The 26,348-nt window shown below is 53.7% G+C and carries 22 protein-coding genes and 2 pseudogenes; 8 read left to right on the forward strand and 16 right to left on the reverse strand.

Annotation, left to right across the window (positions count from 1 at the left end; all coding sequences use genetic code 11):
* Nucleotides 1–90: 90 nt before the first annotated feature.
* Nucleotides 91–558 carry a hypothetical protein gene (locus KRAC_RS42235; RefSeq protein ID WP_040446993.1) on the reverse strand — a complete coding sequence of 156 codons (468 nt, stop codon included), beginning with the start codon at nucleotides 556–558 and terminating at the stop codon, nucleotides 91–93.
* Nucleotides 559–584: 26 nt separating this feature from the next.
* Between KRAC_RS42235 and KRAC_RS42240 the strand changes: the two genes are divergently transcribed.
* Nucleotides 585–857 carry a hypothetical protein gene (locus KRAC_RS42240; RefSeq protein WP_040446995.1) on the forward strand — a complete coding sequence of 91 codons (273 nt, stop codon included), beginning with the start codon at nucleotides 585–587 and terminating at the stop codon, nucleotides 855–857.
* 368 nt (nucleotides 858–1,225) lie between these two features.
* Here KRAC_RS42240 and KRAC_RS42245 read toward each other — a convergent pair whose 3' ends face one another.
* Nucleotides 1,226–2,248 (reverse strand): alpha/beta hydrolase family protein, encoded by a 1,023-nt coding sequence (locus KRAC_RS42245; RefSeq protein ID WP_007917979.1) that lies wholly within the window; start codon nucleotides 2,246–2,248, stop codon nucleotides 1,226–1,228.
* A gap of 321 nt (nucleotides 2,249–2,569) precedes the next feature.
* Here KRAC_RS42245 and KRAC_RS42250 point away from each other — a divergent pair, with 321 nt between their 5' ends.
* Both KRAC_RS42250 and KRAC_RS42255 read left to right on the forward strand, forming a co-directional pair.
* On the forward strand, nucleotides 2,570–3,289 hold the full coding sequence (locus KRAC_RS42250; protein WP_007917981.1) for a TetR/AcrR family transcriptional regulator: 720 nt from the start codon (nucleotides 2,570–2,572) through the stop codon (nucleotides 3,287–3,289).
* A 67-nt stretch (nucleotides 3,290–3,356) separates the two neighbouring features.
* Nucleotides 3,357–3,704, forward strand: a complete 348-nt coding sequence (locus tag KRAC_RS42255) for a transposase (protein WP_157507816.1) — start codon at nucleotides 3,357–3,359, stop codon at nucleotides 3,702–3,704.
* Between the two features lie 398 nt (nucleotides 3,705–4,102).
* Here KRAC_RS42255 and KRAC_RS42260 read toward each other — a convergent pair whose 3' ends face one another.
* The 3 genes from KRAC_RS42260 to KRAC_RS80125 all read right to left on the reverse strand — a co-directional run bounded on the left by KRAC_RS42260 (nucleotide 4,103) and on the right by KRAC_RS80125 (nucleotide 5,856).
* Nucleotides 4,103–4,687 carry a hypothetical protein gene (locus KRAC_RS42260; protein ID WP_007917983.1) on the reverse strand — a complete coding sequence of 195 codons (585 nt, stop codon included), beginning with the start codon at nucleotides 4,685–4,687 and terminating at the stop codon, nucleotides 4,103–4,105.
* A gap of 78 nt (nucleotides 4,688–4,765) precedes the next feature.
* A complete protein-coding gene (locus KRAC_RS69670) occupies nucleotides 4,766–5,689 on the reverse strand; it encodes a TetR/AcrR family transcriptional regulator (RefSeq protein ID WP_007917985.1) in 924 nt (307 codons plus the stop codon).
* 95 nt (nucleotides 5,690–5,784) lie between these two features.
* Nucleotides 5,785–5,856, reverse strand: a complete 72-nt coding sequence (locus KRAC_RS80125; protein WP_420795869.1) for an AraC family transcriptional regulator — start codon at nucleotides 5,854–5,856, stop codon at nucleotides 5,785–5,787.
* 90 nt (nucleotides 5,857–5,946) lie between these two features.
* Between KRAC_RS80125 and KRAC_RS42270 the strand changes: the two genes are divergently transcribed.
* Nucleotides 5,947–6,765 (forward strand): IS6 family transposase, encoded by an 819-nt coding sequence (locus tag KRAC_RS42270; RefSeq protein ID WP_007917987.1) that lies wholly within the window; start codon nucleotides 5,947–5,949, stop codon nucleotides 6,763–6,765.
* A gap of 108 nt (nucleotides 6,766–6,873) precedes the next feature.
* Here KRAC_RS42270 and KRAC_RS42275 read toward each other — a convergent pair.
* A pseudogene (locus KRAC_RS42275) lies at nucleotides 6,874–7,455 on the reverse strand (IS6 family transposase); the annotation flags it as partial.
* 63 nt (nucleotides 7,456–7,518) lie between these two features.
* Here KRAC_RS42275 and KRAC_RS80130 point away from each other — a divergent pair.
* Nucleotides 7,519–7,641 (forward strand): annotated as a pseudogene (locus tag KRAC_RS80130) (aldehyde dehydrogenase); the annotation flags it as partial.
* A gap of 241 nt (nucleotides 7,642–7,882) precedes the next feature.
* On the opposite strand, the gene KRAC_RS42280 reads toward KRAC_RS80130, so the two are convergent.
* From KRAC_RS42280 to KRAC_RS42320, 9 genes are all read right to left on the reverse strand, one after another.
* Complete coding sequence (locus tag KRAC_RS42280; RefSeq protein ID WP_007917991.1) at nucleotides 7,883–8,524, reverse strand: pentapeptide repeat-containing protein; 642 nt, start codon at nucleotides 8,522–8,524, stop codon at nucleotides 7,883–7,885.
* 225 nt (nucleotides 8,525–8,749) lie between these two features.
* A complete protein-coding gene (gene clpB, locus KRAC_RS42285) occupies nucleotides 8,750–11,368 on the reverse strand; it encodes an ATP-dependent chaperone ClpB (RefSeq protein WP_007917994.1) in 2,619 nt (872 codons plus the stop codon).
* Nucleotides 11,369–11,449: 81 nt separating this feature from the next.
* Nucleotides 11,450–11,806 carry a chaperone modulator CbpM gene (locus KRAC_RS42290; RefSeq protein ID WP_007917996.1) on the reverse strand — a complete coding sequence of 119 codons (357 nt, stop codon included), beginning with the start codon at nucleotides 11,804–11,806 and terminating at the stop codon, nucleotides 11,450–11,452.
* Entirely contained in the window at nucleotides 11,799–12,815 is a 1,017-nt protein-coding gene (locus KRAC_RS42295; protein WP_007917998.1) for a DnaJ C-terminal domain-containing protein, read from the reverse strand. Before KRAC_RS42295 ends, KRAC_RS42290 begins: the two co-directional genes overlap by 8 nt.
* 41 nt (nucleotides 12,816–12,856) lie before the next feature.
* Nucleotides 12,857–14,797 carry a DUF505 domain-containing protein gene (locus KRAC_RS42300; protein WP_007918000.1) on the reverse strand — a complete coding sequence of 647 codons (1,941 nt, stop codon included), beginning with the start codon at nucleotides 14,795–14,797 and terminating at the stop codon, nucleotides 12,857–12,859.
* 141 nt (nucleotides 14,798–14,938) lie between these two features.
* Nucleotides 14,939–16,837 carry a molecular chaperone DnaK gene (gene dnaK / locus KRAC_RS42305; RefSeq protein WP_007918002.1) on the reverse strand — a complete coding sequence of 633 codons (1,899 nt, stop codon included), beginning with the start codon at nucleotides 16,835–16,837 and terminating at the stop codon, nucleotides 14,939–14,941.
* 145 nt (nucleotides 16,838–16,982) lie between these two features.
* On the reverse strand, nucleotides 16,983–17,639 hold the full coding sequence (locus tag KRAC_RS63620) for a nucleotide exchange factor GrpE (protein ID WP_007918004.1): 657 nt from the start codon (nucleotides 17,637–17,639) through the stop codon (nucleotides 16,983–16,985).
* A gap of 845 nt (nucleotides 17,640–18,484) precedes the next feature.
* Nucleotides 18,485–20,464, reverse strand: coding sequence for a beta-alanine-activating enzyme beta-propeller domain-containing protein (locus KRAC_RS63625; protein WP_007918006.1), 1,980 nt, complete (start codon nucleotides 20,462–20,464; stop codon nucleotides 18,485–18,487).
* 72 nt (nucleotides 20,465–20,536) lie between these two features.
* Nucleotides 20,537–22,210: an FAD-dependent oxidoreductase gene (locus KRAC_RS42320; RefSeq protein WP_007918008.1), complete on the reverse strand. Its 1,674-nt coding sequence runs from the start codon at nucleotides 22,208–22,210 to the stop codon at nucleotides 20,537–20,539.
* 223 nt (nucleotides 22,211–22,433) lie between these two features.
* On the opposite strand from KRAC_RS42320, the gene KRAC_RS42325 reads away from it, so the two are divergent.
* Nucleotides 22,434–23,252 carry an IS6 family transposase gene (locus KRAC_RS42325; protein WP_007918010.1) on the forward strand — a complete coding sequence of 273 codons (819 nt, stop codon included), beginning with the start codon at nucleotides 22,434–22,436 and terminating at the stop codon, nucleotides 23,250–23,252.
* A 234-nt stretch (nucleotides 23,253–23,486) separates the two neighbouring features.
* Nucleotides 23,487–24,479, forward strand: a complete 993-nt coding sequence (locus KRAC_RS42330; protein WP_007918011.1) for a Fic family protein — start codon at nucleotides 23,487–23,489, stop codon at nucleotides 24,477–24,479.
* A gap of 164 nt (nucleotides 24,480–24,643) precedes the next feature.
* On the opposite strand, the gene KRAC_RS42335 is transcribed toward KRAC_RS42330, so the two are convergent.
* A complete protein-coding gene (locus KRAC_RS42335; RefSeq protein ID WP_007918012.1) occupies nucleotides 24,644–25,360 on the reverse strand; it encodes an IS6 family transposase in 717 nt (238 codons plus the stop codon).
* A 166-nt stretch (nucleotides 25,361–25,526) separates the two neighbouring features.
* Here KRAC_RS42335 and KRAC_RS42340 point away from each other — a divergent pair, with 166 nt between their 5' ends.
* Nucleotides 25,527–25,844 carry a hypothetical protein gene (locus tag KRAC_RS42340; RefSeq protein WP_040447001.1) on the forward strand — a complete coding sequence of 106 codons (318 nt, stop codon included), beginning with the start codon at nucleotides 25,527–25,529 and terminating at the stop codon, nucleotides 25,842–25,844.
* The last annotated feature ends 504 nt before the right edge of the window (nucleotides 25,845–26,348 follow it).

A 26,348-nucleotide genomic window follows, 5' to 3' on the forward strand; every position in this document is an offset into this window, starting at 1 on the left:
CATAGTATCAGGAACGGAATGAAGCAAGGATAAGAGGGAATCCGAAGAGGTCTCGTGTTTCTGCACTAGCACGGTTACAGAGAAAAGAGCTCAAAGATCTCGCTGCTCATCAATCTGCGCCCAAAATGCCTCTCCATCAGGAGGAATAGGATCTTCTGGAAGAGAAAGAGCATCGATGATAGACACGGCCTTCTGGTTCATAGTAGGGTCGACTTCATAAAGATCATGATGGCGTCGCAGCTCTTCTGATCGCTCCTCAAGATATCGACCCACACCAAGGGGATCTCCACCAGCAAGCGCTAAAACCGCCCAGTAGTTCATGTACCAGCGATCCTCACTCCGAACACAGGCCCGATTATGCATCATGATGGTCCACACCGCGCGACGCCAGCGTTCTCTTCTCGCCGCACGGGTTTGAATGCCCACCAGATGAGAGTATGGCAGTTGCTCATAGGAAACCAGGGCCTCAGACATGCCTTGCTGCAAGCGATCTTGACGCACCAACTGATGAAGATACGCCACGGGATCAACAGCTCCACTGCATTCCAATTCTTCCAAGACACTCTCATCCCATACCAGCAGGGGTGTTTCCCCTGGCTCTTGAGGCAAGCGATGGCATGGCTGGCTTGAGTCCAGAGAAAGTGTTCAATCACGCTGGCATTCCAACGTGGGGAATGCAACAGACGGCTCAGGCGCTTCGTGCCAACGGGGGCATGAGCTGGGGACGCGAGAAAGGCTCCCAGTTCACTGAGCAACATGACCTTCTTTGCATCTCGCCACACGATGAGTGCCTGCACGGTTTCGAGAAGGGTTCGAACCAAACGGATGTCCAGCAGGGCATCAAGCACTGCCAGTAAGGGAGCCAAGAGCGTGACAAGGAGCTCGGTCGTTTCCTGAGAAAGCTGCTGTCCAGCTTGCCTTTCTGTCTCGGAGAGAGCATACTGTGACCACAGAAGAAACCTCCTGGTGAGAACACTGATGGTCTGACTTCAGTTTCTCTCAGGAGGTTCTTTCTGCAATCTCATCCCTTCAAAGTGTGGGGTGTTTCATGTCTGAGGCGGTCGAGATCGTTTAGAGGGGTGAGCTGGGACATGGCACATGAGCACCTTTCATCGATCCGTTGCCCGAGCGCGATGTCATGCCTCTGGGACAACGGAACTGGGAAGCGTGTCCATAGCACCATTGTCTACGCTTACTGGTGAACACGTTTCTCGCCTATCGAACGTCATTTGCTTTCGATATGACCCAGGTCTTTGAGATCTGAAAATGCAACACATGCCTCAGACCACGCGGGATCTCCCGAGTAAAGCGTGCTCCGGAGATAGGCGAGAGTCAACCGCTGGATCATCGCCGCTCGTTCAGGGTTCTCGTCAGTAGTTTCTACCGCATCATATCCCGTGATGCCGCCAAGCATGTGCTCTCCACCGAACAGCATCAGCAAGCTCTTTGGTCCTGGGCTGAAAACATAGGGATCGGCATGATAGCTGGCACCCCGAGAAGTGAGTTGTGGCTCATTGTCTTTGTCGCCCACCACGACGAGCGTTGGCGTGGTCATCTGGTCGAAGCGAGCGGTGCGAAGGCAGGCATGATGAGCGGCAGCCGGACCGAGATGATCGCCGCCAGCGCCAGTGGAGGCAAGCAACACACCTGCTTTGATCCGGGTATCGGGGAGATACACGACCGTCCCATCATCATCGGTACATTGGGCACCCAGCAACATGCTTGCTGTGTGCCCGCCGAATGAATGTCCAACGACCGCCACACGGCTGCGATCAAGCCGTCCCTTGATTTCCGGCACAGCCTCTTCAATGACATCAAGGTGATCGAGAATGTGGTTCATATCTTCAATGCGAGATCGCCAGAATAAAGGTGCCCCGGGAGTTGTTGGATCAAAGCCCAGGCTTTTTGAAGTGAGATGAGTGGGCTGGATGACGACAAAGCCATGCGCAGCCCAAAAATCGACGACGGGACTGAAGCCGTGGAGCGAAGAGAGATAGTTCGTCGTTCCTCCGCCGTGCGAAAGCAGGATGAGAGGAAGGTCGCGCCCAGTGGTTGGTGCGGACACTTTGATCTGTAAATCCACGAGGCGACCGGGAACTGGTAGGACAACCGGGCTGACAGCAACGACTGGAGTCGCGGCAGGAACCGGAATGTTCGCGGCTCTGCCTATCCGCACGTGGTCCCTTCCCAGTTGAATGCCTGTTTCTTTCTTTGGATCAGGAGTTGAAGCGACGTTTTTGCTCTGCATAATGTATTCCTCCGTTATCGAAGATAACATAAAATCGATATCGTTGCTAACATGGAAATGGTAGCATACTGTTATCGCCGTTGTCAATATTTGTTATCAATGATATCATGTTGAGAAGAATCGATGGTCTGGCGGAAAGACAGCTTGATGGCGATCGGTGTTGCTGCCTTCATGAAACGGCAAGGGCTTCGAGGTCGAACGGATCCAGCATTTCCACAAGAGAGATGACTGATACGGTATTTCATCGAAGCGAAATGGCTGAGAACGATCAGCTGAGAGCGTTGATCCCAAAAAGACGTGAGAATAGAAGAGATGAGAAAGATGAAGCAGGTCTCTCAAGAGGATGTTCGTGCCTCCCGGGAAGATGTACGAACCCGAAGCCTTGAGGTCGCTTTGCAGCTTTTGAAAGAAGGCGGACGCGACGCTTTGACGACGCGGGCGGTAGCGGATGCTGCGGGAATACAGGCTCCCACGCTGTATCGCCTTTTTGGCGACAAACGAGGGTTGTTAGATGCGGTGGTTGAGTACAGCTATGCCTCGTCTTTCAAGACAAAAGAAGCGCAGAACTACGACCCCGATCCGCTTGAACATTTGAGAAAAGCCTGGGAGCACCATACCCAATACGGACTCGAGAATCCCATCCTGTATGCTTTAATGGTCGGTGATCTGCGACCCGGCTTCCTTTCTCCAATGACGCAAAAGGTCCAGCAGCGTCTCGGAGAGACAATCCATCAGATCGCACTCGCAGGCCGATTGAGAGTTACTGAAAAACAGGCCGTCGAGTTAGTGTATGCAGCGAGCACCGGGGCCGTTCTTGCTCTCCTTGCGATGCCTGAAGAACATAGAGATCTTCGACTCACGCAAGATGCATGTGAAGCGGTCATAGCCGCTATTACCAACGATCCACCCACGTCGAACGAGTCTGGAGCTGGAACGGCAGCGATTACGCTTAAAGCTGCGCTCCCGGAAGTGAAGTCACTGACAGACGGAGAACGGCTTTTCCTGACAGAGATACTAGACAGGATTGCTACTCACGGGTGATCATGATGTCATCAAACGTGAAAGAGGCATATTTTCGGGTGCTCCGAGAATTTTGGTTGCTCTGCTAGTGGTTACATCTCGTTGCGCAACCCGTGGGCTAGAGAGTAACCAGGGACGTCGCGTGTATCGTCATCTTGGAGAGGAGTATCTCGAGCGGGTTCGTAGCTATCAGCAGACGCTGGCTTACCAGAAAGCCCTCAACAAACGCAAAGTGTGGGTCGAACCGCTCTTTGCTGAAGCGAAAGACTGGCACGGGATGCGCCACTTTCGTTTACGGCGACTCTGGAGGGTCAACTGTGAGGCACTTGTCATTGCCTCAGGACACAATCTTCAACAATCGCTCAAAAAACGAGGCTGGGGCGACGTCCATTCCCAACAGACGCACTCTATGCTTCTTTTTGGCTCTTTTGGGTGATGTGCTCACTGACGTTGGAAAGAAAGATCTCTTCTTTGGCCAGTTGGTTCAGTTTTTTCCGGCAATAGGAAGCAAGCCTTTCTTTTTCCTTATGAGTTTATCAAAGGCTTTTTCAACAGGCTGCTTCGTTTGCTGAAACTTGTTGTGGAAGATTGGTTGATCTGTTTGGCTCCGTCATCTCCTCTCGAACTTTCTTTTTAGGAGTCTCGGATTTGACAAAAAAGCAGCTTGATTTTTGCGCTACCAGTCCTAGTTTCTCTCCTTGTGGCAAGCAAGACGGCTGAAATGGTGTGCATTTTGCTATAAAGTGGAACTCCATCAACTTTTCTCATCAAAGTTGATGGAGTTCCACTTTATGCTTCCATTGAGACAGAACCATGAAGCGAGTACATCTTATCTTAATGCAGATCAGTTTGTGTATTCTGGCGGGCTTGTTTGATCAGACGGAGAGCAGAAAAAAGAAATTGCCAGCTTCCCATCAGGGCGTAACCAACCAGGCTGCTCAGGCCAGATGTGGGCTGTCCAGCAGAGGCAATGAAAAAGCTTCCGGCAAGAACAGAGACAGCGCCACCGAAGACGAGGACCGCTTGACCACGAAATTCTTTCCACCGTCGTATTGCCGTTACTAATTCTATTCCACCCGTGAGAATAGCCCAGACACCGAACACACGTAAGATAGCCGGAACTCCCATCGAGAGCACAATAAGCACTGCGAGAACAGTAAGGAAGCTAATGACTCCATTTGTTTTTTGAGCCAGAGTGCTCTTTGAGGCACGATGAACATAAGCATCATAGAAGGATGAGCCAGCGTCAAATGCTGGATAAAGGATGAGTAGGAAGGGTACAAGTGCAGGCATTTTAATCAGGGAGAGAAGGCCAAGCGCCCAGACCAGCGCAAAAGCGGCTCGCACAAAGTACAGATTACGCATAAGAAGTGCAGTGTTTGCACTCGGGTGAGCTCCCAATGATTTGAATATCGACATGTTTTCCTCTTTTCTGTAATGCTATCAGATTTATACCTTCTAGTAAGTAGGTTTATACCCCAAAAAAAGAGACTTCCTCTACGTTTGCAAATCTGCACACACCTGGAGCGCAATCGTGCGAAAGTGCTCGGGATCTTGATAGGCGCGCGCGGCAATCATGGCTCCCTGGATGGCAGCGAGGACACTTTGCGCCTTGATCGTGGAATCACCACCAAAGCTGAAGACGCCCTGTGCTCGACCGCTTGCCAGTAGCGTAGCAAACCAGGCTGTGTGCTCGCAGAAATAGCCCTGAATCTCGTCACGGACGCATTCAGGCAGGGTCGGAAGCTCAGTGGCCAGGAGGGTGCAGAGACAAAAGAAGTTGGCTTCCTTCATTTGCCTGTAGAAATTCTCTATGTAGAGAGTGAGCTTCTCTCTGGGTTCAGACATGATCTGGTCAATCTGGTGAAGTCCCTGCTGCGCCAGTGTACGATAATAGGCAACAACCGAACGCCCCAGGTCGCTTTTATTCGGAAAATGATAATGGATACCGGCCTTCCTGATTCCCATCCGCTCGCTAATGTCGGCATAGCTGAAGGCGTTGTATCCTCGCTCTATCATGAGGCCGAGCGCGACCTCAATAATCTGTTGTGCTGTATTCGCCTGTGTCCTCATGCTTTTAATTTTACTTACTAGTAAGTAAAATGTCAAGGGGGGGAACCAACGAAATCCCTCCTCAATCCAGACAATGTGCGTGGCTGCATGCTCCGCTCTCCCAACAAACAAGTCGCCGGCGGCCTGGTCTCCAATGACAGTGGGTGCCAGAGCGGTCAGCTGATCATCGGTGAACTGCTGCAGGAGGTCCAATGTTTCGTGCCGCGCCGCCAGGTAATCCACTGCCAGCATCTCTATACTGTCGTCATGGTGCTCGTTCACGTAGGTTTGATTGACGCTGGCGACGGCCACTCCCAGCCGCTCCTCCTCCGGGGTCAGCACGCTCAAATTGCCCAGGATGCCCGGCATTGTATCACTTCGTCAGAAAAACGCTTATGGGCTTCACTGATTGCTTGCTCTGAAATGGTCTCCACTCTATCCCTATTACACAGGAGCCATGCATATCACTGGCGCTCCCGTCGATATCGATGAGGGGTGAGACCCAGACGGTTTTTGAAGACCCTGGTAAAATGGATGTGTCAGAACTGAGAATAAGACCCCAAGCAGCGTTCCTCCAAGGTATGATAGACTGATCATCTCACAAAGAGTTTCAGGAGGCATGCCCCATGAATTGCCCGTATTGCTTGTTAGCAACCACTAAGGAACAGAACAAGAAAACCACGCTGGGCTATCGGACGTTCCGTTGCCGAGAGTGCCATCGTCTCTTCAATGAGCGTACAGGTACCCCCTTCAACTTTTTGGAATATCCCACTGATCTTATCCTGCTCGTTGTTTTGTGGCGGTTGCGCTACAAGCTGAGCCTGCGGGATTTGGCTGAGATATTTCTTGAACGAGGCTTTGTGTTCACCCATGAAGCCGTTCGAGATTGGGAAGCGCGATTTGCGCCACTGATTGCAAAGCAACTGCGCGCCAAACGACGCGGACAAGCAGGGCGATCCTGGTATGTGGATGAAACGTATGTCAAAGTGCATGGGACGTGGTGTTATCTGTATCGCGCCATCGATAGGGATGGCAACTTGGTTGACTCAATGCTGAGCGAGAAGCGAGACATGGAGGCAGCTAAGCGCTTTTTCCAGCAAGCAGTCGAGGTCACTGGTGACGCTCCACATCGGGTGACAACCGATGGCCATGACTCCTATCCGCGTGCCATTCGTGAAACGCTTGGCACGAGCGTCATTCACCGTTGTAATCCGTATCTCAACAATCGATTGGAGCAAGACCACCGTGGCATCAAACAGCGGTACTACCCGATGCGTGGTTTTGGAAGCTTCACGTCGGCATCACGCTTCTGCAGGGCGTTTGACGAGGTACGCCAGTTCTTCCGGTATCGCCCCACCATGAACCAGCACGTTGCTCTTGCTGACCAGCGTCGTCTGTTCTGCCAACGATTGGAAGCTTTGAAAGCCATGGATCTGGTCGCCTAAAAGTATCGGTTGAACGGATTCAACATGCCATATCTCCTGTTAGATTCTCAGTTCTGACACATCCAGAAAAACCCCATCCCTGGCTTCGTCAACCGTTTGATGCGCGCGATGGTCCTGTTCGATCAGATTGTTGAGATACTTGACCTGACGGAGCTCACTGTTTTCAGGAAGGATTCCAGCGGCTTTCAGATCGGCAATCGCTTTGGGATAGGCGGCGTTCTTGTCCACGTTGATCACTCGCGGAGCTGCCGGAGCGATGGACCAAGCTCCCTGCTCCTCGGCAGGGCGAGCGTGAGGAACTGAACATGCCGTGTACTGCAGTGCTCTGACGAAAAAACGTTTGGCGGCCTCGGCATCGCGTGTCGGACTCAAGAGAAACTCCAGGGTCTGGTCATCTGAATCAACTGCCCGATAGAGGTACATCCACACCTTTTTGATTTTAACGTAGGTTTCATCCACTCTCCAGGAGTCATTGGTCGTTTTGAGATGTGGGCGACAACGCTTCTCCAGCTCGGGGGCATACTGCTGGACCCAGCGATAGATGGTGGTATGATCGACCTGCAAACCTCTCTCCTGCATCATCTCCTCCAGATCACGATAGCTCAAAGCATAGCGGAGGTACCAGCGGACACATAAAAGGATGATATCGGCCTGAAAATGACGCCATTTGAAGGGTTCCTGCTCGGTCATGATGATTCCTCTTGTGCTCTTTTCTCCCAACTGTAGCAGATCAGCTTACTTCTTGCAACACAACCGGCAAAACCATCGTTCATCGTCTCGCATAGGCTGCCCCTGGAGCAAGCCCCCGACGCGTATAAACACTTCGATGCACGCGACAACGGTTGGACTAAGGTCGTGCTCAAGCCCGCAGCATAACGTATGCTCTTTGATGACCGTGAATGAATAGAACCTCACGGCGTAGAGAAGATACTGAATGCCACCCATAAGTTGTTTGAGAAAAGAGGAAGAGCGGCCATAATCTAACCGGACTTTAGAGGGCAAGAAGGAAGAGACTGAAGTGAACTTATTTCACTTTAGTCTCTTTTTTTATTAAAAAGCACGAGATACTCCTACCTCATAAAGTTTTGGTAAGGCCTTATTTTAAGGCGGTAGAGTGTCAGGACGATTGAGATTTGTTGGGCATGATAGTCCCTTCGAGTGATTTGGCTTGAAGGAGCTGTGCCATGGTGACGTTCGCCGCCAGAAGATTAAGCCCATCCAGGTTTGCCCCGCGTAAATCAGCGTTGCTCAGGTTTGCACCGTGCAGATCTGCACCGCGCAGGTCAGCTCCACTGAGATTGGCTCCGCTCAAATCGGCCTTGCTCAAATCGATGATGTTGATAAGTTCAGATTCTGCCAGAAACGCGAAGAGAATGCTTCTGCGGTCAGGATCTAATAGCCGCAATACGGTCCAGGTGCGTGTGCGGGCAACAGCGCGCACCTCCGCATTGGTTTTTGACTCACGTAAGTTCTCGCTCAGCAGGAGATCCGCCATTTTATCAAGGTATCTATGGAGGGCGGCTTCTCGCGCCTGTTCAGTGCTAAGCCATGCCGTTCCCACGCCGACTACTACTGGAATTGCCAGGACGCCGAGGAGGTTGAGCCAGTCCCAGAGCGTTCTCCCCTGAAAACCGGTCCAGTTCAGGTGGTAGCCAGCCACAATGGCGGCAATGGAGACTACTAGCGCAATGACTATCCCTTTACTAAGCGCCCGATGCCGCAATATATATTGCCGCCATATCGAAAGCCGTCTTCGCACCTTATTCCTCCAGCGCAGATGGCGCGTAGCAGCCTGTTTTGCCCAGGAAAGCCAGGTGAGTCGCAATAAGACGAGCGCGTTATGCCTGCTTTGATAGCAAATCCGTTAAAGCCTTGTCCCCCCACGCCCGGCAGAAGGGCAGCCCCTTGCGGGGGCATGAGTAGGTACTTGTGAAAGGCGCACCTACCCGCCCTCCCGCGTGGGCCTGAGCCAGGCAGGCACTCTCTACCTGCGCGCATGAACTTCCTCAGGGACCTCGACCCTGACCGCTTCAAGCGTAAACTTGCCATCCTTCACATCAATGACGACGGTATCGCCATCGCGCACTGTCCCGTCAAGCAGTTCGCGCGCGATGCGGTTCTCAACCTCCCGTTGAATGACGCGCTTCAGTGGACGGGCACCAAATTCCTCGTCGTATCCCATTTCGGCCAGCCGATCACGGGCAGTGCTGGTGAGTTGGAGCGTAATGTGGCGCTCGCTCAGGCGCAGGCGCAGGCGCTCCAGCTGAATATTGACGATATCTTGCATCTGTTCGCGCGCGATCGGGCGGAAGACGATGATTTCATCGATGCGGTTGATGAACTCTGGACGGAAGCCTTCCCCGCGCAAGCGTTGACGGACTACGCGCTGGACCTCGTCCTCGTCCAGTTTCTCAAGCTCAGACAGCCAGAGTACTCCGACATTACTTGTCATGATCAGGACGGTATTCTTGAAGTCAACAGTGCGGCCCTGTCCATCTGTCAGGCGACCATCATCGAGTACCTGGAGCAAGATGTTGAATACCTCTGGCGCGGCCTTCTCGATTTCGTCGAAGAGCACAACGCTATAGGGACGACGGCGTACCGCCTCCGTCAACTGACCTCCCTCTTCATAGCCGACATAGCCAGGAGGCGCGCCTATCAAGCGTGCGACACTATGCCTCTCCATATACTCGGACATGTCGATGCGAATGATGGCATGCTCGTCATCGAAGAGGAATTCGGCGAGGGCTCGTGCCAGCTCGGTTTTACCCACGCCCGTTGGACCTAAGAAGAGGAAGCTGGCCAGCGGCCGGTTGGGGTCCTGGAGTCCAGCTCGCGCGCGACGTATAGCGTCGGAGACCGCTTGTAACGCCTGTTCTTGCCCGACAACACGTTTACGCAGGCGATCCTCCATATGCACAAGCTTCTCTATCTCACCCTCCATGAGCCTGGTCGCGGGAATATGGGTCCATTGTGATATGACCTCGGCAATATCTTCGGCATCCACCTCTTCTTTAAGCATACGAGCGCCTTTGATATTGGCGAGCCTCTCCTCCATCTCGTGTAGTTGCTGCTCCAGCCTGGGAATGACGCCATGGCGCAGTTCAGCCGCGCGGGCGAAGTTGTACTCAAGCTCGGCTTTCTCCAGTTCTATCTGAACCTGTTCAAGCTCTTGCTGTACGCGGCGCATGGTCTCGACAGGTCCGCGTTCGCGCTCAAGAGCCAGCTTCATAGCATTGAGTTGCTCTTGCAGGTTGGCGATCTCCTGCTCAACTTTCGTGCGGCGTTCCTGGCTGCCGGGATCGGACTCCTTTTTGAGAGCTTCGTGCTCAATCTGCAACTGTCTAATACGCCGGTCCAGCGCATCGATCTCGGTGGGGGTGCTATCCAGCTCTACGCGCTTGCGGCTGGCTGCCTCATCCACCAGGTCAATGGCTTTATCGGGTAAGAAGCGGTCGGTAATGTAACGCTTGGAGAGAACGGCTGCGGAGACCAGGGCGCTGTCGGTGATGCGCACGCCGTGATGGGTTTCATAGCGCTGCTTGAGACCACGCAGAATGCTGATGGTATCCTCGACTGTTGGCTCATCAACCATGACGGGCTGGAAACGGCGCTCAAGCGCGGCATCTTTTTCAATATATTTGCGATACTCCTCCAGTGTGGTCGAGCCAATGCAGTGGAGCTCGCCACGGGCCAGCAAGGGTTTGAGCATGTTGGAGGCATCCATGGCCCCCTCCGCCGCGCCCGCGCCGACCAGGGTATGTAGTTCATCGATAAAGAGGATAATGTTGCCGTTGGAGTCGATCACCTCTTTGAGCACGGCCTTGAGGCGCTCCTCGAACTCACCACGATACTTGGCTCCCGCGATCAATGCGCCGAGATCGAGGGCGATAATCTGTTTGCCGACCAGCGTTTTCGGCACATCACTGCGCATGATACGCAGGGCCAATCCCTCGACAATGGCGGTCTTGCCGACGCCCGGCTCTCCAATCAAGACCGGGTTATTCTTGGTACGGCGACTTAAGACCTGGATGACACGCCTGATCTCTGCGTCTCTCCCGATGACCGGATCGAGCTTCCCTTGTGCCGCCAGCATGGTAAGATTGCGGCCATATTTTTCGAGTGCCTGGTATTTCCCCTCTGGATTCTGGTCGGTCACGCGTTGCCCACCACGGATGGAGGTGAGGACCTGTAGTACCTTGTCCCGCGTCAACCCTGCCGTCTGTAGTGCCTTTGGCGTCACACCATTGCTTACATTGAACATGGCTAGCAACAAGTGCTCAACGCTGAGATACTCGTCGTGAAAGTTCCCCATCTCCTTCCAGGCATCTTCCAGGAGCGTGCGCAGGCGCGGTGAAAGGCTCGGCTCGCTTCCGCCATACACCTTTGGCATACGCTCAAGCTCCTGGTTTACAAGGTGCTGCGTCGCCTCGAAGTCGCCTCCAGCCTTCTCGATGACTTGCTGCACCACTCCACCCTCTTGACTGAGCAGAGCGGCAAGGAGATGCTCTACATCAACCTGGCTATGGTTGTTTGCTCTTGCTATCTGGCCAGCTTCATTGATAGCTTCACGAGCTTTTTCTGTGAAACGCTCAATGTTCATACTCTCTCGTTCCCCCTGTTGGTATATGTAATACACAATGCTTGTGGGTAGAGCACAATGACGATCTTGAACTTCTTCTTGTCAATCGCTGGAAATCTGCCATGCCGAAGACTGTATCTCGGTTACCTGGCTTCTTGTTTGCTCCAGTTCTTGCTGTAGCATTGCCAGGCGTCTGAGCAGGTATAGGACGACTTCGACGCCCTCCAGATTCACTCCTAACTCATGCTGTAAGCGGCGAATACGTCGCAGGCGTCGCACATCCTCTTCGCTATAGCGTCGGTTTTTACCGCTGCCTTCGCCCTGTACAAGGCCCAATGTCTCCAATGAATGCAATGTTCGCATATTAAGGTGGCTCGCGGTGGCAGCCTCACGTTCGCTATATGAGCGTGGCGCGGTATATGGTTGCACCACGATACGCGTGATAAATGGGTTATCCATGGCTGCTCCTTTCTTCTACCGGGCTTGCCTGGGGAACGTAGCCAACAGAACGGGCGAAGGCTTCGAAGAGGTGACGTTGCTCTGGACTGAGGTGTTTAGGCATTACCACGTGTACGTCAGCGTAGAGATCGCCCCTTTTATCTGGTTCTCCCATAACAGGCATACCCTGGCCTCGTAGACGCAACGCGGTACCCTCCTCGGTCCCGGGAGGTATACGCAGCAACAGGCGGCGGCCATCTGGGGTCGATACCTGTACCTCTCCACCTAATACAGCCTCGGCGAGAGGAACCTCGACGCGCGTATGCAGCGTCGTCCCCTCCCGTGTGAAGCGAGGGTCAGGCGCCATATGTACACGCAGATACAGATCACCGCGCCCGGCGGGACCCTCCTGGCCCTGACCAGCTATCCGTATGCGCGAGCCTTCGTCCACCCCTGGGGGAATTTTTACCTCCAGGCGGCGTGTGCTACCATCTGGCGTGGCCAGTTCCAAAACACGCGTGGCGCCTTTGTAGGCTTCTGGAAGCGTCACGACGACTTCGGCTTCAACGTCCTGGCGGGCCGGGGCACGAGCCTCACCACGCGTACGACCAGCCGTTCGCGATCTCCTCGTGCCTGGGCCCGCTCCAAAGTAGGTCTCGAAGAAATCCGAGAACGGGGCTGCACCGCCAAAGAGATCATTCAAGTCTTCTTCGCTGACTGTACGATAGTAGGTACGCCGTCCGTCTGCGCCTGTCGCTCCCGTCCCACCCGCGTGGCCAGCGCCGGGCCAGCTTCCATACTGCCGGTAATACCTATCCATCTCGTCATATTGCTTCCGTTTCTCTGGATCCGAGAGCACTTCGTTGGCTTCGTTGATATCCTTGAATCTCTCCTCGGCCGCTTTATCGCCAGGATTGATGTCAGGGTGATACTGGCGCGCAAGTTTGCGATAGGCTTTTTGAATATCTTTCTGACTCGCGTTCCTGTCCACGCCCAGCGTCTTGTAATAGTCCTTATAATCAACAGCCATGGGATCTTTCTCCCTGGAAGAGGAGTCTCAAAAGAGCCGAGTTATTGATGTCCGACTTGGTGGGACTCCGCTGCAGCAACGCCATATTCTTTATGAATGAGCTCGTGGACAGCCAGGAGATCCAGACCAGCCTCTGTCAGCGTTGCCTCCCCAACGTATTGACCCATGCGGGCAACGTGCAGCACTTCGCGAAACTCGTGTTCCCCTAGCCCAGTCAAACGCTCTACTTCTCCCCACTGGTGAGGTTGAATGCGAACCTTGCGCTCTTTCACATATAAAGTCCCCGCCTGCCTGATGGCGGCGAGTAAGCGTACGATGGTTGGCGTGACGGGATGCCCGAGATGCATGGCGCCACTCACAGCCCTGGTTAAAAGTTGCCCTGCCTCCGTACGTATGATCTGGCAATCAACCAGCCTGTTAATAAAGCCGCGCGCTTCGAGCTTCTCCATTGCCCAATTTCGTTTTTCTTCGTCGAGCCCTTCATGATTGCTCGTGCCGAAACCACATGACGCTCCTTCAGTGTCGGGAAGTTGCTCCAAAATTTCAGCCTCTTCTCGTGTAAGCGCGAGCTGACGTACGCAGTGATTGGCGAGGTTAGCGTAAAAATGGCCGGATGCGCTGATCCCTCCAGTGCCGATAAGCTCTTCTTCGCGCGCCTGTTCGATCCACCATTGCGCGGGAACGCTTAAGGGGGTGGCGACAATCGTCAAGGCTTTGACTGCTGTCGCGCTAATATCGCGTGTATTTCCTTCCTGCTCTTTTACAATCCTGCTGCCAGTGGGTGTCAAGCGATAACTCATTTTTGAGCCTTCCATTTCAGCTCTCAGCAGATCAAAGGCCTCCAGGCCAACAATGAGTTCCTCGAGGTCCCAATTGGTGTTAAACCACTTGTCGTGCTCTTTTACCTCCTCCAGCAGAGCCACTGCCTGACGCTTCAGCGGGGCTTTCTCTCGTAACATCCTGCCACGGCGCCCCTCCAGAGAGCGATAGTGTTTGACCATGCGGTCGATCAGAGCGCGATGCAGTGCCTCTTTATGGGTGGGCTTTTGCTCCTGGGCCAGGCGATCGATTGTAGTGAGTAATTCGACTTCAGGTTCGGTGATCGCGAATGTATGTGTCTTTTCTGGCACATCTCTTTGCAGGAGCGAATACGCTCTTAGCGCCGCGTAACCCGCTTCGCTCAGTTTCTCATCCGCATCTACATAGCCCAGCAGTTGTAGGCTAGCTATTTGCTCGGACGCCAGGGCCGCGCTTCCCTTATCCACCAGTTCTGCCAGTACCTGGAGTAACGGCTCATCGAGTACCACATCGAGTGGGCTATAGCCTCCTTTACGCAAGGCATCATAGACGGCCTGGCCTAAAGCTGTTAAGACATAGTTATCCCCTTCAGGAACTGACCAGACAAGGAGGTTCATGGCCTCCATAAGCGCCAGTTGCCCTGCCGTCATTTGAGCAGCAGGTTTCTGGGCATAGCCAGGATGCATGTGTCGAATCGCATTCGCGAGTTCACCATAAATCTCCAGACGTGGGCGATGGCGTTCAGCGAAATCCTCCCAGGCCTCGCCATAGCGGTTCAAGCAGGTAAGCTGGCGTTTCTCTAATGTATCCTGCGTTTGTTTTGCTAAGCCGCGTGCGCGCAACATATCGGTGGTCACTGGACCAACCTGCCCCTTTCGCAATGTTGCTGCGTGTAAAGCGCCCAGAATATCTGAGCCAAGAAAGCGCCAGTTGTGCTCAAGACGATCTATTGTAGGGAGCAAGTTCTCCGCATGCATTGCTCTTATGAGGTCAAGCGCCTCCCGTCCCGCGTAGGAGAGCTGATAGGCACGAGGGGGCTCGAGGAGGACAAGGCCCTGCAATTCAAGTTCGCGATAGATGTGCTCCTGAACATCGTCTTCTGCCAATGTGTGAGTTGTGTGTCCCGCAGCCTCTTTGGCAGCCAGTTCGTGTAAAGCGATAAGATGCGCTGAAGCCAAAAGCATGTTGCACATCCTTTCCTATTCTCTTAAACGCACACACAGAAAGCAAGCTTGCCTATCTGTATTAGTTTTAGCATTGCAAAGGTGTACTCGACATCCTGGAGGGAACACTGATGTGCCTCCAGGATGTCCTGTTGGGAGCAGCTAGAGTTCGCGGTATTCGCCTTCGACTGTTCCCGGTTCGCTGCCAGTACCGGCCTGCGCTCTCGCTTCAGTGGCTTCGCTACCAGCCGGAGCGCCTGTATAGCTGGCGATTTCCTGCTGCATACGCTGAGAGGTGCTCTCCAATTCAGCCATGGTGCTCTGCACGCGCGCTGTATCACTCCCGGTCAGCGCGTCACGGACCGCCTTGATCCGATTCTCGACTTCAGCGCGCACATCGGGCGAGAGTTTCTCTCTGTTTTCCTGGAGCATACGCTCTGCCTGGTAGGCGACACTGGAGGCATTGTTGCGTGTCTCGATCTCCTGGCGGCGCTGTCGATCTTCCTGAGAGTGCTGCTCCGCTTCACGCACCATGCGGTCGACTTCGCTTTGCGAGAGACCACTAGAAGCCGTAATAGTAACCTTTTGCTCACGCCCCGTGGCCTTGTCGCGCGCGGTTACATTGAGAATGCCGTTTGCATCAATATCGAAGGTGACTTCGATTTGTGGCATACCACGCGGCGCCGGACTGATCCCCTCCAGGCGGAAGTGTCCCAGGCTCTTGTTATCGCGCGCCAGTTCGCGCTCGCCCTGGAGCACATGGACATCTACTGCTGATTGATTATCCTCGGCTGTGCTGAAGGTCTCGCTCTTGCGCGTAGGAATGGTCGTGTTGCGCTCAATAAGCTTGGTTGTCACGCCACCCAATGTCTCGACGCCAAGTGAGAGGGGAGTGACATCCAGGAGCAAGACATCCTTGACCTCGCCTCCCAGCACACCTCCCTGGATAGCCGCGCCAACGGCGACCACCTCATCGGGATTGACGCCCTTGTGCGGGTCCTTGCCAAAAATGTTTTTGACAAACTCAACGACGGCTGGCATACGGGTCTGCCCACCGACCAGCACATCCTCGTTGACGTCGCTTGGCTTGACCTGCGCATCCTCCAGGGCACGCATGACTGGACCGCGCGTGCGCTCGATCAGGTCACCCACCAGTTGCTCTAGCTTGGCACGTGTAAGTGTCATCACAAGGTGCCTTGGGCCACTGGCGTCAGCTGTAATAAAGGGGAGGTTAATCTCGGTCTGGGTCGATGAGGAGAGCTCAATCTTGGCTCGCTCGGCCGCTTCTTTCAAGCGTTGGAGCGCCATGCGATCGTTGCGCAAATCAATGCCCTGATCCTTGCGAAACTCGTCGGCAAGCCAGTCCACAATCCGCTGGTCAAAGTCGTCGCCACCCAGATGGGTATCGCCATTGGTGGCCTTGACTTCAATGACACCCTCCCCCAGTTGCAGGACGGAGATATCAAAGGTGCCACCACCAAGGTCATAGACACCAATCAGCTCGTCATGCTTCTTGTCCAGCCCATAGGCAAGTGAGGCCGCAGTTGGCTCATTAATGATGCGTAAGACTTCAAGTCCTGCGATGGTCCCCGCGTCTTTCGTGGCCTGGCGCTGTGAGTCGTTGAAGTAGGCTGGGACAGTGATGACGGCCTGCGTAATGCGCTCCCCCAGTTTGTCTTCCGCATCAACTTTCAGCTTTTGCAGGATCATGGCCGAAATTTCTGGCGGACTATACTCACGCCCTCCCATCACGACGCGGACATCACCGTTGGCAGCGCCTGTAATCTTGTAGGGGACCATTTTTATCGTACGCTGTACCTCAGGATCATCGAACTTACGCCCCATGAGACGCTTAATGGAGAAGACGGTATTTTCCGGGTTGGTCACGGCCTGACGTTTGGCGACCTGGCCCACCAGGCGCTCGCCATTCTTTGTAATCGCAACGATAGAGGGTGTAATCCGCGCGCCCTCCCTGTTCTCAATGACAGTGGGTTCACCTGCCTCCATGGTTGACATAACTGAGTTTGTTGTTCCCAGGTCTATGCCGAGTACCTTTGCCATTGTTGCCCCTCTCTCTTGTAGTATGTCCACGGTTCCTCTCGACAAGGAGCCAGAGCACGTATGTGGCCTGCTCACGTGAACTGTCAAATGCCAGAGGCTGCTTCTTTCCCTGGCCCCCTCGACGCCTCTGAGGCGTGACCGCTGCTCATTCGGCTTGCGTTTGCTTGTTGTTAGGATCAGTCTTTTCTTGCGCCGTGGGCGTTTCGCGTTGTGGGGAGGCTCCCGCGACACTCACCCTGGCTGGACGAATGACGTGGTCCTCGATGATATACCCTTGTTGGAGGACATCGAGAATGGCCCCTTCGGGCGCATCTGCACGGGCCTCGGTCGTGACGGCCTCGTGCCAGCGTGGGTTGAATTGTTCGCCGATGGCCCCAACGCGTTGTACACCCAGCTGGTCAAGCATGGACTCAAGTCGGCGCGCGACCAGAAACAGACCCTGCACCCAGGCATGTGGGCACATCTCCGCTGGCGCCGAGCGCAGCGCCAGTTCAAGATCATCGAGGACAGGCAAGAGGTGATAGAGCAAGCTGCTCTGGGCGGTGATGCGCCCCTCAAGCTGTTCCTTACCCATGCGACGGCGATAATTGACAAACTCCGCCTGCGTTCTCCGCAGTTGATCCAGGTACTCTTCCGCTTTGCGGTGCTCTTCCTTCACCGCTTCGTCCTGGGGAACTGACTGGATGGCTGTCGTAGCTTCAGGCGGAGCCTGCTGTTGCTCTGCTTGACCCTGTTGGGCTGACTCTGTGGCTGTCGTGGTTCCAGTTGTGGCCTTCTGTTGTTCCGGGTTGTTTGACTGCATAGCATGAACCCTTTTCTTTTCAACACTATTTTTTACGCGTATCAGCAGCATCTTGCCAAACAACAAGCTATGAAAAAGCAATCGTGAACGCCGTTTCGCAGCAGCTAGCGATACCGCCACCCCCCAGCCTTGTGAAACTCATCTCTCTGGAGCACACCTGTTCGCCTTCCAGACGGCTTCGCTCACACGCTTGAATGGCACACCGAAATTCCTTAGCGCTTACGATGGCGGTGGAGGTCGCTATACATCCAGATACCAGAGGCTAGATGTATCTTTTGCTGGTGAAGGTCTTATGAGAGAGAACCTGCGTCGCGAAGCGCCTGTACGATGCATTGAAAACAAGAGGGCAACAATGATCGCCTTTATAGTTCCTCAGATTGAGATCTGCATCAGCTGGCAGATCAATATTTGTTTATGCCCTACTGTTGTCCCGTTCATGTCATTATACGAAAGATAGCATGAAAAGGAAAAAATCTCTATGAATTATTGTCAGTAGTAACATAAATAAAGTATCTAAATGTGCTGATCTGCAAAACCCATAATTCCACTATAAATAGCATGGCTTCTAATTATTTAATATGGGATATTATGAGGAAGCGACTTCTCGCTACCACACCTCCTTACCCCATGCGAAGCGCCGCAGGTGCTGAGGAGGAAGGCCGGGAAAATCCCTTTCAGGAGCATCACCTTGCGCGTGACAAATCGAGTGCCTGTGAAAGAGAGGCCCGACCCCATTTCCCACATTCATTGATCACAGGGCATCATCGCCTTGCGCGTCGTCAACATGATGCCTCTGTTCTACTATTTCCCGAATTCCATTGTCTCGGCGCCAAATAGCCGAGACATCAGCCTGGCAGGTGAATATGCGTTGGGAGGAGGATGCGCTGCAAGGCATACAAGGTGTGGTCAGAGGAACCTATGTAGACAAGGTCTTCATCGGTTGCGACTGAAGCATGGATCGCACCCCCTGTATGGTAACACCAACGTTTTTCCCCTGAGTGCGCGTTGAGCGCGTAGAGTAAGCCATCTTCCGAGCCTACATAGACCGTTTCCTCGAGAACTCGTGGTGAGGAGGCTACCGCGCCGCCCGTTCTATACTGCCAACGTTTCTCGCCCGAGTGCGCATCGAGCGCATACAGATGATGATCATGAGAACCAACGTACACGATGCCGCTGGCAACCGTAGGCGATGAATCCACAATGTCGCCTGTCTTGAACTCCCAGCGTTTCGTTCCCGTCTTGGCATCCAGGGCATAGAGCGTATGGTCGCGGGAGCCAACATAGAGGAGATCCTGATCCACAGTGGGTGAGGAATGGACGCCGCCGCCAGTCATGTACGACCATATCAGCGTTCCACGAGAGGCCTCCAGCGCATAGATCTGTTGGTCAAGCGAACCTATGTAGAGAACGCCATCGACGATACAGGGCGAGGAGGTGATGTTACTCGTCGTTTCATACTGCCAGAGTTCCTCTCCTGTCTCTATATCAAGCGCGTAGACGCAATGATCAGCTGAACCGACAAAGACCATGCCGTTCCATATTCTGGGCGAAGAGATGATGTGCCCCGCGGTAAGGTAGCTCCACAGGATGGCTCCTGTGCTCGCGGCCAGGGCATAGAGCGTATAATCGTTTGACCCGATATAGACAACCTCACGTACGTCATGCGCCAGGGGCGAGGAGAAGACCTCTTCTCCAGTTTCTATGCGCCATTGTACCTCGCCGGTTTCGGTCCTGAGCGCATAGACGTTATGATCCGTTGAGCCAACGTAGACCATGCCGCTGGCGATTGCGGGCGATGATTCGATAGCGTTACCGGTGGGAAAGGTCCACAGGCGGTCACTGGTGAAGCTGTAGAGGGAGGTGTCGGTGGAAGAGACATACAAGATGCCATCCGCAATGACTGGCGAGGTATCGATTGGCCCGTTGGTCGCGTAGCTCCAGAGTTTCTCGCCTGTGAGTGCATCCAGGGCATAGCAGAAATGGTCTAGAGAGCCCGCAAACAGGACCTCATCTGAGAGCGTCGGCGGCGCGAGAAGAGGCCCGGCAGTTGTATACTGCCATCTCAGCACACCAAAATTTGCCTCTAGCGCATAGAGCGTGCAATCATTGGAGCCAACATAGACTATGCCGTAGGCTATGGTCGGTGATGCGAGAAGAGCGTCGCGGGTGGTATAGCTCCAGATCTTCTGCCCAGCCTCACTATTGAGCGCATAGAGAGTGTGATCCCGCGAACCAAGGTAGACCATTTCATCTACCACGGCTGGAGAAGCGCGCAAGGTATCCTGGGTGGCATAACTCCAGATGATGACCCGGCGGATAGCGTCAAGGGCATAGAGCGTGTGTTTCACCGCGATGTAGAGAACGCCGTTGCTCACTGTTAAGGGCACGTGCACGCGTTCTTGCAAGTTATAGGACCAAAGCACGTCGCCTAGCGCGGCATCTAAAGCATACAGAGTGCGATCCGCGACAAGGTAGGCGGCCCCTTCGGCAATGGTTGGTGCGAATGGTAGCGGCCCTGTGGCCTGGTAACGCCAGAGTACGCCGCCTGTTCTGGCTTCAAGCGCACAGACCGTGTAGTCAGAGGATGCGATATAGAGCACATCCTCAACCAGGGGAGGTGCGGCTAGGATGTCGCCCTGCGCTCTGTAGCTCCAAAGCGGCGTGTGTGTATGCTTATCCAACGCGTAAAGTGTGCGGTCGCGCGTGGCAATGTAGAGAACGTCATCATTCAGCAGCGGCGGCCATAGAGGTGTATCGCCAATCTGAAGCGTTCCGATCGGCCTCAGGTAGGGGACATTGTCCTTGTAGATTATGGAACGTTCCATGATCCATCTCCTTAGCCGCACCCAGAGCGGCGTTTTGCGCACGTTAGGAGCAAAGCAATCATTTTACAGGCGTTAAGTTCTCAGGGCAGAATTATCCAGGTAACGATGTATGAACATCACAGCCATGGATCCCTCTCCAACGCTGGAGGCAACACGCTTGACAGAACCGTGACGCACATCGCCCACGGCGAAGATTCCAGAGATACTGGTCTCCAGGTGAAAGGGTTCGCGATTGAGTAGCCAACCCTTTGGAACCTGCCCTTCATGGACCAGGTCAGAGCCAGTTGGGATAAAGCCTTTCTCGTCCACCTGCACGACACCCCTTAGCCAGTTCGTGTGAGGTTCAGCCCCGATATAGATGAACAGGGCGGTCGCGGGCAGGGTTTGCTCTTCCTGAGTGATATCATTGACAATCGTGATGCTTTCAAGGTGCTGCTTGCCCTGGACAGCGATAACACGTATACTGGTCTTGACCTCGATATTATTTGTGCTATCAATCTGATCAATGAGATATCTGGACATATCCTTTGCGAGTGAGTCGGCGCGTACCAGCATTATCACGTGTCGGGCGTATTTCGCAAAGTAAATGGCAGCCTGTCCAGCAGAGTTCGCGCCACCAACGATATACACGTCTTCATCGATGCAGGCCATGGCCTCAGTGATTGAGCCTCCATAATAGACCCCTTTCCCCGTCAATCGCCCAATTCCCTGCACATCCAGTCTACGATAGGAGACCCCACAGGCAAGTACGAGGACATGGCAGCGTAGCTCTGTGCCATCACTTAATTCAACACAGCGATACTGTCCATCCAAGCGCACTTTCGTAGCTTTTTGCGGTGTGACAATCTCCGCTCCAAAGCGTTTGGCCTGAATAACGGCGCGACACGCGAGATCACTTCCTGATAACCCCGTCGGAAAACCGAGGTAGTTCTCGATCCGTGAACTGGTTCCTGCCTGTCCCCCCGGAGCCTCTTGCTCTATGAGCAGGGTATGCAGCCCCTCCGAGGCACCATAGACACCCGCGGCAAGCCCGGCAGGCCCGGAGCCAATGATGATCAAATCATAGAAAGGTTGCTCCGCGTGAGTCTTGAGATGGATTTTTTCCGCAAGCTGAACTAAGCTGGGTTTGATCAAGTAAGAGCCATCGGGACAGACCACAACCGGCAAATTTCTCTGGCTTAGACCCAACTGAGCCAGCACCTGATTCGCCTCCGAACTATTTTCTATATAGAGCCATTGGTAGGGAATTCCATTGCGCGCCAGGAAGTCGCCAATCTCATGCATCTGAGGGGACCAGCGGTGCCCCACAAGGCGTAGCTGTGTCAATGATGTTTCGTAGAAAGCCAGCCAGTCTTCCAGTAGATCATCGAGCGCGGGATAGAGGTGGATTTCCGGCGGCTCCCAGGGCTTCATAATGTAGTAGTCGATGAGTGAGGTGTTGATGGCCTGGATGGTGGCGCGGTTGTCCTCGTAGGTTGCGAGTAAGATACGCTTGGCTTTTGGATAGAGAGCTCGTGCGACTTGCAGAAAATCTGAGCCCTGCATCTCTGGCATTTGCGCGTCAGCCAAGAGAGCCGCTACCGGTTCGTTGTGCACGTTCATCTGTTGTAGTTGGTTAATGGCCTGCTGACACGAGATCACTTCGAGGATGCGAAAGCGGTCACTGTATTTCCGTTGTAGATCATGTTTAAGCTGATGTAAGACCACAGGCGAATCATCCACCACAACTATAGCGGGCTTCGGCATATCCGACTTCCAATTCAACTATTGTTGTTAATGCTCTACAAATAGCTTCTCTCTCAATCTACTATACGCTTGGTAGCAAAAAAAGAGCCAGGCTCTATGCCTGGCTTTTACTATCTTTCTCGATTTTTTGGATGTGTCAGAACTGAGAATAAGACCCCAAGCAGCGTTCCTCCAAGATGTGATAGACTGATCATCTCACACAGAGTTTCAGGAGGCGTGCCCTATGGATTGCCCGTACTGCTTGTCAGTGACCACCAAGGAACAGAACAAGAAAACCACGCTGGGCTATCGGACGTTCCGTTGCCGAGGGTGCCATCGTATCTTCAATGAGCGTACTGGTACCCCCTTCAACTTTTTGGAATATCCCACTGATCTTATCCTGCTCGTTGTGCTGTGGCGGCTGCGCTACAAGCTGAGCTTGCGGGATTTGGCTGAGATATTTCTTGAACGAGGTTTTGTGTTCACCCATGAAGCCGTTCGAGATTGGGAAGCGCGGTTCGCTCCGCTGATTGCAAAGCAACTGCGAGCCAAACGACGCGGACAAGCAGGACGATCCTGGTATGTGGATGAAACGTATGTCAAAGTACATGGGACGTGGTGTTATCTGTATCGCGCCATCGATCGGGATGGCAACTTGGTTGACTCAATGCTGAGCGAGAAGCGAGACATGGAGGCGGCTAAACGCTTTTTCCAGCAAGCCGTCGAGGTCATTGGTGACGTTCCACAACGCGTAACAACCGATGGCCATAATTCCTATCCGCGTGCCATTCGTGAAACGCTTGGCACGAGCGTCATTCACCGCTGTAATCCGTATCTCAACAATCGATTGGAGCAAGACCACCGTGGTATCAAACAGCGGTACTACCCGATGCGTGGTTTTGGAAGCTTCGCGTCGGCATCACGCTTCTGCTGGGCGTTTGACGAGGTACGTCAGTTCTTCCGGTATCGTGCCACCATGAACCAACACGTTGCTCTTGCTGACCAGCGTCGTCTCTTCTGCCAACGATTGGATGCCTTGAAAGCCATGGATCTGGTAGCCTAAAAGCATCGGTTGAATGGATTCAACATGCCATATCGTCTACTTGATTCTCAGTTCTGACACATCCCTCAAGCGTGACCACAAGCAACCGTCACACGTTCCAAATTTCATACAACGGATAGCTTTATTTCCGTGTATCCGTTGTATAAAAAGAAGAGAAGAGTGAGCACAAAATACGTAACGGAACGTGTTATTTTTCGTGTTCCGTTGCATAGTAATGGAGATGAGAAGACAAGCATGAGCAGGCAGCAAAAGCCAGCAATGGACGCAAGGCTAGCCACCCGTGTCCAACAGAAGAAGGCGGCGTTAGACAGATACCGGCCCCTCCCAGCCGGAACCGTGACGCGCTTGAATGAGGACCTCAAAGTCATGCTGACCCATCATAGCACGGCGATTGAGGGGAACACGCTCACCCTCAACGAGACGGCCATGGTGATTGAGTACGGGATGACCGTTGGGGGGCACTCACTCAGGGAGTATAAGGAGACGGAGAACCACGCCCGCGCCTATGACTATGTTGTGTCTCTGGTAGCTGGCAAACGAGAGCCGATCACGCAGGAAACCATCTTGACCTTGCATCAGTTGGTGATGAGTGGCATTCTCGACGAAGCCCAGACCGGAGTGTGGCGTACTGTGCCAGTGTACATTCGAGGAAGCAACATGACGCCGCCCCTAGCCCGCGATATTCCCCGGCTTATGCGTGAGTGGGAGAAGTGGATAAACGGTAGGCAGGGCCAGCTGTACGATCCCGTCACCCGCGCCGCCATCGCCCATCACGGCTTTGAAGCCGTTCACCCATTCCCCGATGGCAACGGCAGGGTAGGGCGCCTGCTGCTCAATCTCATGCTGATGCAAGAGGGCTACCCACCCGCGCTGGTGCTCAAAGATTGGCGTGTGCGCTACATTCACGCACTTGATACTGGCAACACTGGTAACTATGGCCCCCTGGCGAATTTGATAGGTCAGGCCGTTGAGGCTAGTCTTGACCTCTACTTGGAGGCGTGCGCGACCGTACCGGCAACAGAGGAGGAGGATTATTTGCCTCTCCCACAGCTAGCGCGAGAGTTCGGGTACGCCCCGGAGGCCTTGAGTTGGGCAGCGCGCTACGGGAGATTAGAGGCACGTAAGCGGGACCGCCACTGGTACGCAACCCGTGCTGCTGTGGCAAAGTATCAGCGCCGCGCCGAGGAATACCTCCGCCAGCATAGGCGCTCCCAGGAGGGTAACTAACAATTGCCTTTTTGCCGAACTATTGTATACTCAAAGCAATATTTGATGCGTGAAATGCGCATCCTTGATGGTATTGTCAACTTATTGGTAAAAGCGGAAGATACTGATGAGTTATAAGAAGAAAAGACATGGAGGGACAACGAGAAGTGGAGAGGTCAGTGTGGTTATGCAACCTGCGTGGCTCCAGTTACCTCATTCCATTGCTGGAAGCGGCCCTGCAAAATGGTACGGTATTCCCCGGCATGCAAACGGTGTCGTCGCGGTTGGAAATGCCCAGCAATGGGGTCGAAGGCGGAGAGGAAGCGTTGGGCCTGTTTGGCTGCTTTGAACCGCCGCATCTTCTTTTCACGCAGTCGGGTGGGTTGGTGGGAATTTTCTGCCCGGTTGTTCAATCCTTTGTGCTGCCGATGCTCGACGCCAGGCAGGATCTCGCGTTTCGCTGCTCCATAACGCTTCAGTTTATCGGTGATGATCACGCGTGGAACGTATTGGAGCCCTTTGAGCAGTTTGCGAAAAAATCGTTTGGCGGCGTTCTTGTTACGGCGGCTCTGCACAAGGATATCAAGCACAATGCCATCTTGATCCACCGCTCGCCACAGATACTGTCTCTCGCCACGGATCGTGAGGAATACCTCGTCTAGATGCCACTTGTCGCCACAACGAGGGCGACGATGGCGCAATTCATTCGCATAGGTCTGGCCGAATTTCAAACACCACTGTCGCACCGTTTCATACGTCACGACAACGCCTCGTTGTGCTAGAAGCTCTTCCACATCGCGAAAACTGAGCGAGAAACGGAAATACAACCAAACCGCGTGGCTGATAATTTCCGGCGGAAAGCGGAACCCTTTGTAATTGAGGGGAGTGGTGTTTGTTTTCATGAAGCTATTTTAGCATATTGTTCAGCTCTGTTACTAAGTTGACAATACCTTTTGAGCCCGCTCCTTATGACAAATGTAGGCTTCTCTTCTCCCCAATTGCTACCCACCTTATTATTGATGAGTTTGTGGCATTCTTCTGGGGTACACAAGAAATATCACCCTTCACTTGCTTACTCCAAAACAGCACCGCACACTCCAGTGCAAAGTCACATCTACTCCAGTGCAAAAACAAAATCTACACTTGCAGGCTGCTCAGCTCATCTTAGGCGACACATCCTTACTTCCTCTTAAAGAGTGGGAGGGTCTCAATGGCAAGCTGGGCGTGTATCACTCGCAAGCCCACGGCCACTACTCTCTCTTCATTCTCATCCCTTCCGAGGAGAAACACTCTACGCAGTCCTATCCCCCTACGGATCTCGACCAGGCCCTCCATGCTGCCGAATTTATTGCCGCCTTCGCCGGCGCGCAGGAGATCCTCCCCTAACCCAACCACACCTGCCTTGCGCTCCCTCCACACCTGGAGCACCATTCCGTTGCCCAGCGCTCTAGAAGAGGGGATACGCTCTCACCCACCACATAGAGCACTGGCCACGAGGAGTGGCCCAGGCTCATTCCGCTCCGCTCAATCGTCCTGACTCCACCTCAGGAAATCATGAAGAGCTCGGCCGAACCAGGCGCGCCCTTGCTCACTCTGCCTCATCAAAACACACTCCCTCCTCATTCTCATTTCATCACAGCTCAACTTCCTGCTCACCGTTCTCATTCTAGATGCGCAGATGATCGACTGGCGTGAAACCCTGTAGAACTAGTCAATCGTCGAAGGAGTCCTGCGAATCGCTTGGGCTTTGCTGCCAGCTTGCGCTCCTCAAGAAACGCTTGCAAACCAAAGCGGACAGGTACTTGGTTTGCAAGCGTTTCTTGAGAAACCATCTGGTCGCGAGAGGGTTATATCAAAACCGTTTAGATAGTGTATAATGCGGGCTTGGCA

Origin of the sequence: Ktedonobacter racemifer DSM 44963 (assembly GCF_000178855.1) — a bacterium.
GTDB lineage: Bacteria > Chloroflexota > Ktedonobacteria > Ktedonobacterales > Ktedonobacteraceae > Ktedonobacter > Ktedonobacter racemifer.